This is a genomic window from Rhizobium sp. SAFR-030, assembly GCF_059415005.1.
Genome location: NZ_JBPFDO010000004.1, coordinates 222,740 through 237,667 on the forward strand (window position 1 = coordinate 222,740; position 14,928 = coordinate 237,667).

Genomic DNA, 14,928 nt, shown 5'->3' on the forward strand with positions numbered 1-14,928 from the left:
ACAGCCTTCAGGCGACGCCGATCCGCAGCAGGTCGTGGAAATGCACGAGCCCGAGCGGCCGGCGCGTCTCGTCTATGACGACCAACGCGCCGATGCTGTGCTTGTTGATCAGCGCCAGCGCCGCGGTCGCCAGCGTCTCCGGCCCGACCGTCTTCGGCGCCGCGGTCATGATGTCGTCGACGCAGAGAGCCCCCAGATTGCGCGTCAGGTGACGGGCGATATCGCCTTCCGTGACGATCCCGGCCAGCGTTCCGTCTTCCTCCAGCACGATGACGCAGCCGAAGTGCTTGTGCGACAGGGTGACGACAGCCTCCGTCATCGGCGTCCCGCGCGAGACGATCGGCAGACGCTCGCCGGTGTGCATGATGTCACGCACATGGGCAAGGCTCGCACCCAGCTTGCCGCCGGGATGGAAGGTGTGGAAATCGGTGGCGGTAAAGCCTCTCGCTTCCAGCAGCGCGATCGCCAGCGCGTCGCCGATGGCAAGCTGCATCAGTGTCGACGTCGTGGGCGCCAGGCCGTGCGGGCAGGCCTCCTGCTCGTTGGGCAGCAACAGCACAAGATCCGAGGCGCGCGCCAGCGAGGATTGCGCCGAACACGTCAGCGAAATGAGCGGGATGGAGAAGCGCCGCGTATAGGCAAGGATGCTGCGCAGTTCGGCACTTTCGCCGCCTTTCGACAGCGCGATCACCAGGTCGTTGCCGGCTATCATGCCGAGATCGCCGTGATTGGCTTCCGCCGCATGCACGAACGACGCCGGCGTGCCCGTCGAGGCAAAGGTCGCTGCAAGCTTTGCGCCGATATGGCCGCTCTTGCCGACGCCCGTGACGATCACCCTTCCGCCGATCTTCGAGATCATCTCGACCGCCTGCCGCATCGGCTCGGCGAGCTCGCCGTTCAGCGCCGCTTCAAGTGCTTCAAGACCGCGCTTCTCGATGGCGATGGTCTGCAGGGCCGATCGTACGGGATCCGTTTCGGGGCTTGTCAGGGTTTGGCTGGTCATGGCGGAGCATTATCGCGGGCCGATGAAAAAGTCCATGCGAGGCGCAGACGGAGCAAGACTGCTCTTCAACCAAACGTTAACCAGACCGGTTTACGTTTGGGTAAGCATTTCCACGGCCAGGCAGGCAAAATGACGACCACGACAGTCCCCGGCGGCTTCACCGCCCGGCCGAAAGCGCCGGTGGTCATCCTGCTTGCCTGCAGCGTGCTCCTGCCCGCGACGAGCCCGTGGGCGCAGACCGCCCCTGCCCCGAATGCCGCAAGCCCATTCGACACCGCAAGACCCGCCGGCGCATCGCGCAGCACGACCGCCGCTGCCCAGCCGCCCTATTCGGCATCCGGCATCGGCACAGACACCTTGGGCGCGACAGACGACGCAGACAGTCAGTCCGCGACTGGCTCGTCGTCCACCACCACATCATCCTCGATCGGCAGCACGGCCCTGCGCGGAGGCGCCATGCTGCAGGGCGCTCCGCTCGACGGTGCCGACAGCCTTGATGCCGACGACATCAACCAGCTGATCGAGGCACCGCAAAATCCTGCCGAAACGGCGATCGAGGCCGGCGATACGCCGCTCTCGCGCGACGATGGCATGGGCGTCCGGCTCGGCTCGTTCACGCTGCGCCCGACCGTCAACGAGAGCATCAACACGGAGCGGACGAAAACCGCCGGCACCGACATCCGGCGCAGTTATCTGGCGACGACCGGCAACCTCTCCCTCACCTCCGACTGGGCGCGGCACGCGCTCACCGTCACCGGCGAGGGCACCTATGAGCGCAACATCAGCGGCAGTGGCGCGACGAAGCCCGAAGGTCGGATCGATGGCGACCTGCGGCTCGATTTCGCCGACGACACCATCGGCCACGTAACCGGCGGCTATGCCTTCGAGCGCGAGGACACCAATGATCCGAACGCGGTATCGGGCGCTGCCACGCAGGCCGGCGTCAACCGCTATACCGGCGGCGCCTCTCTGGAGCGCGACCTCGGCATCCTGCGCGGCACTGCGGCAATTGCCGCCACGCGCACCGTCTATGGTAACGCAAGGCTGACCGACGGCACGACCTTCTCGCTTGCCGAACGCGACCGCACCGCCGTCGAAGGCCGATTGCGGCTGGGCTACGAGATCTCTCCGGCACTCATCCCGTTCATCGAGGCGACGCTCGGCAAAGCGCGCTACGACAACGAACTCGACGCGTCGGGCTATGCCCGCTCGTCCGACAGCTATGGCGGCCGCGGTGGCGTGCAGTTCGATTTCGGCGAGAAACTGCGCGGCGAACTCGGCGTCGGCTACGCGGTTGTTGATTACGAGGACACGCGGCTGAGATCGCTTGAGGCCCTGACCGCCGATGGTTCGGTCATCTGGTCGCCGCACCGTGGCACCGATGTCGATCTTGGCCTGCGCACAACCGTTCAGGATTCCACCACGCCCGGCGAAAGCGGCTGGATCGACTACCAGCTGAGCTCCGGCCTTTCGCATCTGCTGCGCGACGACCTGACCGGGCGCCTGACCGCCTCGACCACGCTGCGGGACTTCCGCAACACCCGCGACGAGCTGAACTGGCAGCTTGGTGCCGGCCTGATCTGGAATATCAACCGCTATTTCGACATCACCGCCAATGTCGGCTACGAGCACACCGACAGCGCGGCCGGCGCCGACAGCAATCTGGTGCGCGCCGGCCTCGGCATCAGCCTTCGCCGCTGACGGCGCTCTTTCGTCATCAAATTGCCCATGAAAAAAGCCCTGCGGCATGCCGCAGGGCTTCACGTCGTTATCTGCTGCTGAAGCGGCTCAGAGCCTGCCGGTGATCGTCTTCAGCGGACCCTCGATCAGCGGACGGATGTCGTCGCGCTTTAGGGCGAAAGCGAGGTTGGCGAGAATGAAGCCATCCTTGGCGCCACAGTCATAGGTCTCGCCCTTGAAGTGGTAGGCCGAGAAGTCCTGGGAATTGGCGAGCGACAGCATCCCGTCGGTGAGCTGGATCTCGTTGCCGGCACCGCGTTCCTGCGTCTCGAGGATCTTGAAGATCTCCGGCTGAAGGATGTAGCGGCCATTGATGAAGAAGTTCGACGGCGCCGTGCCCTTGGCCGGCTTCTCGACCATCTTGGTGATCTTGAAGCCTTCGTCGCCGACCTTGTCGCCAACGCCGACGATGCCGTACTTGTGCGCCTGGTCGGGATCGCATTCCTCGACCGCGAGCACGTTGCCGCCGGTCTTGTCGTAGACCTCGACCATGCCCTTGAGGCAGCTCTTCTCCGACGACATGATCATGTCGGGAAGCAGAACCGCGAACGGCTCGTCGCCGACGATGTCGCGGGCGCACCAGACGGCATGGCCGAGGCCGAGCGGAACCTGCTGGCGGGTGAAGCTTGCCGTGCCGGCGGTCGGCAGGAGATCGGCGAGAAGCGTAAGCTCGGCGTTCTTGTTGCGCTCGCGCAGCATCTGCTCAAGCTCGAACTGGATGTCGAAGTAGTCTTCGATGACCCCTTTGCCGCGGCCGGTGACGAAGACGAAATGCTCGATGCCGGCTTCCGCCGCTTCATCGACGACATACTGGATGACGGGCTTGTCCACGACCGTCAGCATTTCCTTCGGGACGGCTTTGGTCGCCGGCAAAAAACGCGTTCCCAGACCTGCGACGGGGAATACGGCTTTACGGATCTTCTGTTGTCCCACTCATGCCTCCTAAAGCACTTAGAATTCATGTGGCGTCATGCGCCACCACTGGCAAATCTTATGGCGTCAAGCGCCACGGCTGGCTGTCCTTCGGCGTCGAACGCCATGGCTGGTAGCTGTCAATCTGTACCTTTTCACGACGAATGACAAAAGCGTGTCCACATGGTAAAGAATTTGTTGACACCTATCATCCTACCCTGTCGCGAAGCCAGGGCGTCGTTCCCGATCCTGGCACAGTTTGAGACCGGATAGATGAAGGAACATGATTGCCGATGAAACTTCTCAGCACCCATCGCCTCGCGCTCTCCGCCCTCGCTGCCCTGATGTTAGCGACCACTGGCATAGATGCCAAAGCCGACGCAGGTTTCAAGGCATGGGTCAGCGAATTCTACGGCACCGCGGCTGCCAGCGGCATCAGCCGCTCCACCTATAACAAGGCGTTTGCCGGCATCAGCGGACCCGACAAGGACGTGCTTGACAAGGCCGGCTACCAGCCGGAGTTCAAGTCGCAGATCTGGGATTACCTGGATTCCCGCGTCAACCCGTATACGGTCAAGATCGGCCGCGAGATGCTGTCGCGTCACGGGCGCACGCTTGCAGCGCTGGAAAAACACTTCGGCGTCGACAAGCACATCCTGCTCGCCATCTGGTCGATGGAATCGAACTACGGTGCCGTCCTCGAGAACCGCGACCGGCTGCATCACGTGCCGCAGGCCCTGGCAACGCTCGCCTGGGCCGACCCCAAGCGCGCCAAGTTCGCTCGCACCCAGCTGATCGCCGCCCTGAGGATCCTCCAGTCGGGCGACGTGACGCCAAACCACCTGACCGGTTCCTGGGCCGGCGCCATGGGCCACACGCAGTTCATCCCGACCAGCTACCTGCTCTACGCCGTCGATGCCGATGGCGACGGACACCGCGACATCTGGAACTCGGTCCCCGACGCGCTCGCCACCTCCGCCAACCTGTTGGCGAAGAACGGCTGGCAGTCTGGCCATACCTGGGGCTACGAAGCCGTCATGCCGGCGGGTGCCGCTCGCTATGCCGGGCAGACGAAGACCCTGACGCAGTGGGCAGCCCTCGGCTTTATCCGGCCGAACGGCAAGGGCTTTCCGCGCGCCAGCGATCGCGCCGAACTGAAGCTGCTCGGCGGGTCAAACGGTCCGGCCTTCCTGATGCTGAAGAACTTCTTCGTCGTCAAACGCTACAACGCCGCCGACAGCTACGCGCTCGCGGTCGGCCTGCTCGCCGACGAGATTGCCGGGCATGGCGGCATGATGCAGTCCTGGCCGCGCCCGAACGGCACGCTGGACATTCGCGAGAAGTTCGAGCTGCAGAGCCGGCTGAAGGAAATGGGCTATTACGACGGCGAGATCGACGGTAATTTCGGTTCCGGCTCGAAGGCCGCCATCAGCGCCATCCAGTCGCGTCTCGGCATGCAGAGCGATGGCGAGCCGTCGAAGGGCCTGCTGAAGGCTTTGCGCAATTGACGAGCCGCCGGGCGCGCGCCACATAGGCGGGCGTCGGCCATCAACAGCCGGCGCGGCGAACAGAGGAGACGAGGCAGATGTTGAGCGGAAGGCTGTTCCTTCGCCGCGGCATTGCCATGGGCGCCGTTCTCCTCGTTGCCGCTGCCGATCTGACGCCCGCATCCGCCCAGCAGCGGCGGACGCTGTTCGACATGATCTTCAACGACCCGCCGCAGCAACGTCGCCAGCCATCGATCATCGAACGGGAGCCGCGTCGCCAGCGCAGCCGCCAGCCGGCCATCGTCTCTCCCTCCCGGCCTGCTGCTCCTGCCGCGCGTGCGCCGGCGGTGAAGGCCGAGACGGCACCCGCGCCGGTCGAGAAGATGGAGAATGCCCGCAAGATCCTGGTGGTCGGCGACTTTACCGCGCTGGGCGTCGCCAAGGGGCTGGAAGCCGCCTTCGCCGAGGATCCTTCGGTCCTCGTGGTCGAGAAGGGATCCGGTTCTTCCGGTCTCGTGCGCCAGGATTTCCACGACTGGCCGCAGGAACTGCCGGCACTGATGAACGAGTTCAAGCCGGCGATGGTTGTGGTGATGATCGGCGCCAACGACCGGCAGGCGATGACCATTGGCGAAACGCGTGAGAAATTTCGCACCGATGCCTGGCTGGCCGAATATGATGCGCGCGTTGGGCGCGTCGCCAGCCTCGTTCAGCAGCAGAAGCTGCCGCTGCTGTGGGTCGGCCTGCCGGCATTTCAGTCACCGTCGCTGACCGCCGACGCCGTCACCCTCAACGGCATCTACCGGCAGGCCGTCGAAAAGGCCGGAGGCGAGTTCATCGACATCTGGGACGGCTTTGTCAGCGAGAGCGGCCAGTTCATCGTCACCGGCTCGGATATCAACGGCCAGCAGGTCAGGCTGCGCAGCGCCGACGGCATCGGATTTACCGAAGCAGGCAAGCGCAAGCTGGCCTTCTATGTGGAAAAGGTCGCGCGCCGTCATCTGGGCGAGCTTGGTATCGGCGATCTCATTCGCCTCGATGCCGGCAATCTGCCGATCCTGTCGAGCCTGCCGCCGGAAGCCGAAGCCGCGGTGCCGAGCCAGCCGATCAGCCTCTCCGATCCGGAACTCGACGGCGGAAGCGACCTCCTCGGCGGAACCTCGCCGCAGCCGTCGATCACCGAGACGCCCCGCAACCTGCTGCTCACCAGGGGCCAGTTGCCGGAAGCGCCTGTCGGGCGGGTCGACTATTACAGCGCAACCGTAACCGGCACCACGCCCTGACGGTGCACTAACGACGCCCGGCTTCCTGCAGGCGTGCGGCGGCGAGCATCGAGAGACACTCCTTGAAGCCCGTCAGGTCCGTATAGAGTGCGTCCGGTGCCGCGTCGTGAACCGCGATATGGCCACCCCGGCGCCTGATGCCGCCATCCAGCATCAGGTTGTCGATCATCTCGAAATCCTCGATCGACAGCCCGTCCGGCCCGCGCTTGCGGCCGTCCGATCCTTCCCGCACATAGCCGGCATAGAAGTCGCGGGTCCGCGCAAAATGGTTGGCGGTCATGTTCGTGTAGGCGGCGACCAGCTTGCCCTGCGCGCACATGTAGCCGAGTTCGAACGCCGTCCCGACATCGGCGGCGATGCCCCGAAACGGAGTAAGATTGGCGATCACGCCGTCGGCGCGATCCATCATCGCCTCGTCGACGGCGCTGATCTTCAGGCCGAATTCGTGGCGTGTCGGCGCCGGCTCGATGAAGATGTCTCCCGGGCAGATCGGCTCGAAACCGTATTCGCGCGTCATCGCCGCCTTTGCATCGAGGATCTCGCGGGCGTTCGGCAAGAAGACTTCAGGGCCGGCAAGGTACAGTTTCACGGTCATGTCCGGCCCCGGCAGCGGTCTGGCAAAACGAAATCAGCCCGGCGGGTGGCCGGGCTGAGGGGAGACGAGGTTGATCAGGTCGGAAGGACGGTGCTGCCCATCAGCGCCTGGTCGACGGCCCGTGCCGCCTGGCGGCCTTCGCGGATCGCCCAGACGACCAGCGACTGGCCGCGGCGAACGTCGCCGGCAGCCCACAGCTTGTCCACCGAGGTGCGGTAGTCGCGCTCGTTGGCAACGACATTGGTCGAGCCTCGGCGGTCGGTGTTCAGCTCCAGCACGCCGTCCATCTCGGTCAGCACGCCATCCTTGGCCGGGCCGGAGAAGCCGATGGCGATGAAGGCGAGATCGGCCTTGATGATGAAGTCGGTGCCGGCGATCGGTTTGCGGCGCTCGTCCACCTGGCAGCAACGCACGCCGGTCAGCTGGCCTTCCTCGCCGACGAATTCCAGCGTAGCGACCTGGAATTCTCGGTTGGCACCCTCTGCCTGGCTGGACGAGGTACGCATCTTGGTGGCCCAGAACGGCCAGACCGCAAGCTTGTCTTCCTTTTCCGGCGGCATCGGGCGGATGTCGAGCTGGGTCACCTTGACGGCGCCCTGACGGAACGCGGTGCCGACGCAGTCGGACGCCGTATCGCCGCCACCGACGACGACGACATGCTTGGCGCCGGCCAGGATCGGCTCCGACGGCCAGCCGACGCTGTCGATGTTCTCGCGTCCGACGCGGCGGTTCTGCTGCACCAGATAGGGCATCGCGTCATAAACGCCGTGCAGGTCGACGCCCGGTATGCCTGCCGGCCGCGGGGTTTCCGAGCCGCCGCAGTAGACGACCGCATCGTGATCGGCGAGCAACTGCTGCATCGTCATGTCGACGCCGACATTGACGCCGCAATGGAAGGTCACGCCCTCGCCCTTGATCTGTTCGACGCGGCGATCGATGAAGTTCTTCTCCATCTTGAAGTCGGGGATGCCGTAGCGCAGCAGCCCGCCGGGCTTGCTCTCGCGCTCGAAGACATGCACCTCGTGGCCGGCACGGCCGAGCTGCTGGGCAGCCGCCAGGCCGGCAGGTCCGGACCCGATGACGGCGACCTTCTTGCCGGTATGGATGGTGGCCGGCTGCGGCGCGATGAAGCCGAGCTCATAGGCCTTGTCGGCAATCGCCTGCTCGACCGTCTTGATGGCGACCGGCGCATCTTCGAGGTTCAGCGTGCAGGCTTCTTCGCATGGCGCCGGGCAGACGCGGCCGGTGAATTCCGGAAAGTTATTGGTGGAGTGGAGGTTGCGGATCGCCTCCTCCCACTTGTTGTTGTAGACGAGGTCGTTCCAGTCCGGGATCTGGTTATGCACCGGACAGCCGGTCGGTCCGTGGCAATAAGGGATGCCGCAGTCCATGCAGCGCGCCGCCTGCTTGGTGACCTCCGCATCCGACATCGGGATGGCGAATTCGCGGAAGTGGCGGATACGGTCCGAGGCCGGCTGGTATTTTGCCACCTGCCGGTCAATTTCCATGAAACCCGTAACCTTGCCCATGTATAACCCCTAATCCAATCCTGTGTTTCGAAGGGCCCCTCATCCGCCTGCCGGCACCTTCTCCTCGCTTTGGCGGAGAGAAGGACCTCCGCCGCAACTTCTGCGTGCTCCCCTCGCCCCATTTGCGGGGAGAGGGTGCGCCGAGCGAAGCGGAGGCGGGGTGAGGGGCGGACCCAATTACTCCGCAGCGACACCCATCCGCATGCGCTCCATTTCCTCCAGTGCACGGCGATACTCGACCGGCATGACCTTGCGGAATTTCGGGCGGTACTCGGTCCACCGGTCGAGGATCTCCTTGGCGCGCAGCGAGCCCGTGTAGTGCAGATGGTTGGAGACCATCTGGTAGAGCCGCTCCTCGTCGTGCCGGGTCATGTCCTCGGTTACGTCGACGCGTCCCTTGTGCATGATGTCGCCGCCGTGGTGGTGCAGCTTCTCCAGCATGTCGTCCTCTTCCGGAACCGGTTCGAGTTCGACCATCGCCATGTTGCAGCGCTTGGCGAAATCGCCCTGCTCGTCGAGTACGTAGGCGACGCCGCCCGACATGCCGGCGGCAAAGTTGCGTCCGGTTTCGCCAAGCACGACGACGATGCCGCCGGTCATGTATTCGCAACCGTGGTCGCCGACCCCTTCGACGACGGCAACCGCACCCGAGTTGCGCACGGCGAAGCGTTCGCCGGCCACGCCGCGGAAGTAGCACTCGCCGGTGATGGCACCGTAGAGCACCGTGTTGCCGACGATGATGGCGTTTTCAGCCGCCAGCCTGGAGTTCTCCGGCGGGCGGACGATGATCCGGCCGCCCGACAGGCCCTTGCCGACATAGTCGTTGCCGTCGCCCACCAGATCGAAGGTGATGCCGCGGGCAAGGAAGGCGCCGAACGACTGGCCGGCCGTACCGCGCAGCGTCACGTGGATGGTGTCGTCCTTCAACCCCTTGTGGCCCCAGCGCTTGGCAAGCGCACCGGAAAGCATCGCGCCGGCGGAGCGGTCGACGTTCTTGATCGGCACTTCGAAGACCACCGATTCCTTGCTCTCGAGCGCCGGCATAGCCTTTTCGATCATCCTGCGGTCGAGCACCTCGTCGATCGGGTGCTTCTGCCGCTCGGTCCAGTAGGTGGCGCTCTTCGGCGCGGCGACCTTGTGGAAGATCTTTGAGAAATCCAGCCCCTTGGACTTCCAGTGGGCGAGCATCTCGTCCTTCTCCAGAAGCTCGGAGGCACCTATGATGTCGTCGAGCCGAGTAAAGCCCAGCGAGGCGAGGATCTCGCGCACCTCTTCGGCAACGAAGAAGAAGTAGTTGATGACGTGCTCCGGCGTGCCCTTGAAACGCTTGCGCAGGACCGGGTCCTGCGTCGCAACGCCGACCGGACAGGTGTTGAGGTGGCACTTGCGCATCATGATGCAGCCGGCAGCGATCAGCGGCGCCGTGGCAAATCCGAACTCGTCGGCGCCCAGCAGCGCCCCGACGATGACGTCGCGGCCGGTCTTCAGGCCGCCGTCCACCTGCAGCGCGATGCGCGAACGCAGGCCGTTCAGCACCAGCGTCTGCTGGGTTTCAGCAAGGCCGATCTCCCAGGGGCTGCCGGCATGCTTCAGCGAAGTCAGAGGCGACGCGCCGGTGCCGCCATCGAAGCCGGCAACCGTGATGTGGTCGGCGCGCGCCTTGGCGACGCCGGCGGCAACCGTGCCGACGCCGACTTCCGAGACCAGCTTCACGGAGACATCGGCTTCCGGGTTGACGTTCTTCAGGTCGAAGATCAGCTGTGCCAGATCCTCGATCGAATAGATGTCGTGGTGCGGCGGCGGCGAGATCAGGCCGACGCCCGGGGTCGAGTGGCGGGTCTTGGCGACCGTCGCATCGACCTTGTGACCGGGCAGCTGGCCGCCCTCGCCGGGCTTGGCGCCCTGCGCCACCTTGATCTGCAACATGTCGGCGTTGACCAGATATTCGGTCGTCACGCCGAAGCGGCCGGAGGCGATCTGCTTGATCGCCGAGCGCTCCGGGTTCTGGTTGCCGTTGGCCAGCGGCAGGTAGCGATCGCTCTCCTCGCCGCCCTCGCCGGTGTTCGACTTGCCACCGATCCGGTTCATGGCAATCGCCAGCGTCGTGTGCGCCTCGCGGCTGATCGAGCCGAAGGACATCGCCCCGGTCGAGAAGCGCTTGACGATATCGACGGCAGGCTCGACCTCGTCGACCGAGACCGGGCTGCGGCCGATGTCGGCTGCGCCCTTGATCTTGAACAGCCCGCGAATGGTGTTCATCCTGAGCGCCGTATCATTCACCATCCCGGCGAACTCGCGGTAACGCTCCTGGCTGTTGCCGCGCACGGCGTGCTGCAGCGAGGCAACGGCGTCCGGGCTCCATGCGTGGTTTTCGCCGCGCATCCGGTAGGCATATTCGCCACCGATATCGAGCGTCGAAGCGAGGATCGGATCCTTGCCGAACGCCGACAGGTGGCGGGCGACGGTTTCTTCCGAGATCTCCGTCAGGCCGATGCCCTCGATGGTCGTTGCCGTGCCGAAGAAGTACTTGTTGACGAGCTCCGACGACAGGCCGATGGCGTCGAAGATCTGCGCGCCGCAATAGGACTGGTAGGTCGAGATGCCCATCTTGGACATGACCTTGAGGATGCCCTTGCCGACCGCCTTGATGTAGCGGTAGACGACCTCCTCCTCCGAGACCTCCTTCGGGAATTCGCCCTTCTTGTGCATGTCGATCAGTGTATCGAAGGCGAGATACGGGTTGATCGCCTCGGCACCGAAGCCGGCAAGGCAGCAGAAATGATGGATCTCGCGCGGTTCGCCGGATTCCACCACGAGGCCGACCGAGGTGCGCAGACCCTTGCGGATCAGGTGATGGTGGACGGCCGCCGTCGCCAGCAGAGCCGGGATCGCGATGCGGTCCGGACCAATCTGGCGGTCGGACAGCACGATGATGTTGTAGCCACCCTTGACCGCCGCTTCGGCGCGCTCGCACAGGCGATCCAGCATGCCGGGCATGCCTTCGGCGCCGCGTTCGATGTCATAGGTGAAATCGAGCGTCTTGGTGTCGAAATGGTCCTCCATGTGGCCGATGGAGCGGATCTTCTCCAGGTCGCCATTGGTGAGGATCGGCTGGCGCACTTCCATGCGCTTCGCCTTCGCCATGCCGTCATGGTCGAGAATGTTCGGGCGCGGCCCAATGAACGAGACGAGGCTCATCACCAGCTCTTCGCGGATCGGATCGATCGGCGGGTTGGTGACCTGCGCGAAATTCTGCTTGAAGTAGGTGTAGAGCAGCTTCGACTTGGCCGACATCGCCGAGATCGGCGTGTCGGTCCCCATCGAGCCGATGGCCTCCTGGCCGGTCGTCGCCATCGGCGACATCAGGATGCGGGTGTCTTCGGACGTGTAGCCGAACGCCTGCTGGCGATCGAGCAGGGAGACGTCGCGGCGCAGCGCCCGCGGCTCCACCGGCTTCAGTTCCTCGAGGATGATCTGCGTCCGCGCCAGCCAGTTCTTGTAGGGATGCTTGGTGGCAAGCTCGCTCTTCACTTCCTCGTCGGAAATGATGCGGCCCTTCTCCATGTCGATGAGCAGCATCTTGCCCGGCTGCAGGCGCCACTTCTTGACGATGGTTTCTTCCGGTACCGGCAGGACGCCGGCCTCGGAAGCCATGATGATGCGGTCGTCGGAGGTGACGACGTAGCGGGCCGGGCGCAGGCCGTTGCGGTCGAGCGTCGCGCCGATCTGCTTGCCGTCGGTGAATGCGACGGCTGCCGGGCCGTCCCAAGGCTCCATCAGCGCTGCATGGTATTCGTAGAACGCCTTGCGCTCCGGAGACATCGACTGGTTGCCGGACCAGGCTTCGGGGATCAGCATCATCACCGCATGCGCCAGCGAATAGCCGCCGCGCACCAGGAATTCCAGCGCGTTGTCGAAGCAGGCCGTGTCGGACTGGCCCTCGTAGGAGATCGGCCAGAGCTTCGAGATGTCTTCACCAAAGAACGGCGAAGAGACCGAGGCCTGGCGGGCGGCCATCCAGTTGACGTTGCCGCGCAGCGTGTTGATCTCGCCGTTGTGGGCGACCATGCGGTACGGGTGCGCGAGCTTCCACGACGGGAAGGTGTTGGTGGAAAAGCGCTGGTGAACGAGCGCAACGGCCGTCTCAAAACGCGGATCCGACAGGTCCTTGTAGTAGGCGCCGACCTGGTAGGCGAGGAACATGCCCTTGTAGACGATCGTCGAGGACGACAGCGAGACCGGGTAGAAGCCCATGTCGACGCCGCCGAACGCATCATAGATGCGGTTGGAGATGACCTTGCGGATGAGGAAGAGCTTGCGCTCGAAGTCGGGATTGGTCGCCGCGTCACGACCGGCGCCGATGAAGACCTGACAGTGATGCGGCTCGGTGGCTGCAATCTCCGGCGCCTTGGACAGCGACGCGTTGTCGACCGGCACGTCGCGGAAGCCGAGGAACTGCTGCCCCTCTTCGGCGATGACGTCCTTCACGACCTGCTTGTAATGCTCGATCTCTTCAGGCTTGCGGGGCATGAACAGATGGCCGACCGCATATTCGCCGGCCTTCGGCAGGGTAATGCCCTGCTTGGCCATCTCCTCGCGGAAGAAGCGGTCGGGGATCTGCACCAGGATGCCCGCCCCGTCGCCCATCAAAGGATCGGCGCCGACGGCACCGCGATGGGTGAGGTTCTCGAGGATGAACAGCCCGTCCTTGACGATCTGGTGTGACTTCTGGCCCTTCATGTGGGCGATGAAGCCGACGCCGCAGGCATCGTGCTCGTTGCGCGGGTCGTAGAGCCCCTGGCGCTGCGGCAGGCCCGGAAACGAAGCGGGAACCGAAGCGGCAGCGTCCACGGCTTTGCCTGCGGCAGGTCCGTTGAGTGCGTCTGTCTTGGTCATCGTCATTCCTCCTGTCGTTTGCCTGAGGCGAGAGTTGCCCGTCCATGACACCCGCAATCTGTGCTGTCGTCGACGTGTGCACCGCAGGATACAGCCAACCGGAAGGAGAAGGTTAACCATTTCTGCGGGTCAAATGCGTAAAATAGGACAGCATGACTGCCCTACTTCCAGATTTTTATGGCAGAGATCGTGTTCCCACGCAAGGCCGCCCGCGCAAAATCCGAAGGGGATCTTTTTCTCAAGTTACCGCAAACCGAACCACGGAGACAGAATATTGCTCCATTCTCCGCCGGGCCTTGTTCATCCTTGCCGTGGCAATGGTCGTCTGACGGCTCGGAGGCGAAACCCTATTGATCCGACAGTGGATCGGCTTAATGTCCGGCTTCCTCCCTCACCTGCACTGAAAGTCATCTTCCATGTTCTTTGCTTCGGATAACTGGGCCGGCGCCCATCCCGCGATCAATGAGCGGCTGATGCGGGAATCGACCCGCTTTGCCGCCGCCTACGGCACCAGCGCCCTCGATCAGGCGATCGAGAAGCGCTTCAACGAAATCTTCGAGCGCGAGGTCGCCGTCTTCTTCGTCGCGACCGGCACCGCCGCCAACTCCCTGGCCCTTGCGAGCCTGGCAAAGCCGGGCGGCGTGGCCTTCTGTCATGCCGAGGCCCACGTCATCGAGGACGAATGCGGCGCACCGGATTTCTTCAGCGGCATGCGCATGTCGCCGGTTGATGGCGCGCTCGGCAAGATGGACCCGAAGCAGTTGACGAGCCGCATTGCGCGCTATCCGCAGGATGCCGTCCACCACGGCCGCGCGACGGCGGTGTCGATGACCCAGGCGACCGAAGTGGGGACGATCTACACGCTCGACGAGATCGAGCAGATCGCCCGCATCTCCCACGACCATGGCCTGCCGCTGCACATGGACGGCGCACGCTTTGCCAACGCCCTGGTGCAGCTTGATGCGACGCCGGCCGAGATGACGTGGAAGCGCGGCGTCGACGTGCTGTCCTTCGGCGGCACCAAGAACGGCTGCTGGTGCGCCGAAGCGATCGTCTTCTTCGATCCGGCGATGGCAAAGGAACTGCCTTTCATCCGCAAGCGCTCGGCGCAACTGTTCTCGAAGTCGCGCTTCATTGCCGCGCAGTTCGAGGCCTACCTGCAGGACGATCTGTGGCTGAACCTTGCCGCCCACGCCAATTCGATGGCCGACCGGCTGCGCGGCGGGCTTGCCGCCTCCAACAGCGCCCGCGTCGCCTGGCCAACCAGCTCGAACGAGGTTTTCGCCGTCATTCCCAAGGACACGGCCAAGGCCGCCCAGGACAAGGGCGCCAAGTTCTACGACTGGCTGGAGCCGCACGACATGGCCGAACCCGTCCAGGGCCATGAGCAGCTGATCCGCCTGGTCACCAGCTTTGCGACCGAGAAGGAAGACGTCGACGCCTTCCTCGACGTCATCGCCGCCGGCTGAACCGCCACGAGACC

9 protein-coding genes are annotated in these 14,928 nt (G+C 64.4%); 4 read left to right on the forward strand and 5 right to left on the reverse strand.

The genetic code is table 11. From position 1 onward, the window contains the following. Positions 1-7: 7 nt before the first annotated feature. Positions 8-1,003, reverse strand: coding sequence for a KpsF/GutQ family sugar-phosphate isomerase (locus ACR65N_RS14050; RefSeq protein ID WP_440457516.1), 996 nt, complete (start codon positions 1,001-1,003; stop codon positions 8-10). Positions 1,004-1,132: 129 nt separating this feature from the next. Between ACR65N_RS14050 and ACR65N_RS14055 the strand changes: the two genes are divergently transcribed. Next, positions 1,133-2,704: an outer membrane beta-barrel protein gene (locus ACR65N_RS14055; RefSeq protein WP_440457517.1), complete on the forward strand. Its 1,572-nt coding sequence runs from the start codon at positions 1,133-1,135 to the stop codon at positions 2,702-2,704. Between the two features lie 87 nt (positions 2,705-2,791). On the opposite strand, the gene galU is transcribed toward ACR65N_RS14055, so the two are convergent. Then, positions 2,792-3,676 carry a UTP--glucose-1-phosphate uridylyltransferase GalU gene (galU, locus tag ACR65N_RS14060; RefSeq protein WP_440457518.1) on the reverse strand — a complete coding sequence of 295 codons (885 nt, stop codon included), beginning with the start codon at positions 3,674-3,676 and terminating at the stop codon, positions 2,792-2,794. A gap of 323 nt (positions 3,677-3,999) precedes the next feature. Between galU and ACR65N_RS14065 the strand changes: the two genes are divergently transcribed. Continuing rightward, on the forward strand, positions 4,000-5,163 hold the full coding sequence (locus ACR65N_RS14065) for a lytic murein transglycosylase (protein ID WP_440457766.1): 1,164 nt from the start codon (positions 4,000-4,002) through the stop codon (positions 5,161-5,163). A 77-nt stretch (positions 5,164-5,240) separates the two neighbouring features. Further along, positions 5,241-6,425: an SGNH/GDSL hydrolase family protein gene (locus tag ACR65N_RS14070; protein WP_440457519.1), complete on the forward strand. Its 1,185-nt coding sequence runs from the start codon at positions 5,241-5,243 to the stop codon at positions 6,423-6,425. Between the two features lie 7 nt (positions 6,426-6,432). Here the strand turns inward: ACR65N_RS14070 and ACR65N_RS14075 are convergent, their stop codons facing one another. The 3 genes from ACR65N_RS14075 to gltB all read right to left on the reverse strand — a co-directional run bounded on the left by ACR65N_RS14075 (position 6,433) and on the right by gltB (position 13,445). Further along, positions 6,433-7,020 (reverse strand): nucleoside 2-deoxyribosyltransferase, encoded by a 588-nt coding sequence (locus ACR65N_RS14075; RefSeq protein WP_440457520.1) that lies wholly within the window; start codon positions 7,018-7,020, stop codon positions 6,433-6,435. Positions 7,021-7,094: 74 nt separating this feature from the next. Beyond that, positions 7,095-8,549 carry a glutamate synthase subunit beta gene (locus ACR65N_RS14080; protein WP_440457521.1) on the reverse strand — a complete coding sequence of 485 codons (1,455 nt, stop codon included), beginning with the start codon at positions 8,547-8,549 and terminating at the stop codon, positions 7,095-7,097. 177 nt (positions 8,550-8,726) lie between these two features. Then, positions 8,727-13,445, reverse strand: coding sequence for a glutamate synthase large subunit (gene gltB, locus ACR65N_RS14085; protein WP_440457522.1), 4,719 nt, complete (start codon positions 13,443-13,445; stop codon positions 8,727-8,729). 416 nt (positions 13,446-13,861) lie between these two features. Here gltB and ACR65N_RS14090 point away from each other — a divergent pair, with 416 nt between their 5' ends. Continuing rightward, positions 13,862-14,914 (forward strand): threonine aldolase family protein, encoded by a 1,053-nt coding sequence (locus tag ACR65N_RS14090; RefSeq protein ID WP_440457523.1) that lies wholly within the window; start codon positions 13,862-13,864, stop codon positions 14,912-14,914. Positions 14,915-14,928 lie beyond the last annotated feature (14 nt).

Coding starts and splice junctions, on each gene's coding strand:
- ACR65N_RS14075 (WP_440457520.1), bottom strand. CDS start 7,020: ATGACCGTGAAACTGTACCTTGCCGGCCCTGAAGTCTTCTTGCCGAAC.
- ACR65N_RS14050 (WP_440457516.1), bottom strand. CDS start 1,003: ATGACCAGCCAAACCCTGACAAGCCCCGAAACGGATCCCGTACGATCG.
- gltB (WP_440457522.1), bottom strand. CDS start 13,445: ATGACCAAGACAGACGCACTCAACGGACCTGCCGCAGGCAAAGCCGTG.
- ACR65N_RS14070 (WP_440457519.1), top strand. CDS start 5,241: ATGTTGAGCGGAAGGCTGTTCCTTCGCCGCGGCATTGCCATGGGCGCC.
- ACR65N_RS14055 (WP_440457517.1), top strand. CDS start 1,133: ATGACGACCACGACAGTCCCCGGCGGCTTCACCGCCCGGCCGAAAGCG.
- ACR65N_RS14065 (WP_440457766.1), top strand. CDS start 4,000: ATGTTAGCGACCACTGGCATAGATGCCAAAGCCGACGCAGGTTTCAAG.
- ACR65N_RS14080 (WP_440457521.1), bottom strand. CDS start 8,549: ATGGGCAAGGTTACGGGTTTCATGGAAATTGACCGGCAGGTGGCAAAA.
- ACR65N_RS14090 (WP_440457523.1), top strand. CDS start 13,862: ATGTTCTTTGCTTCGGATAACTGGGCCGGCGCCCATCCCGCGATCAAT.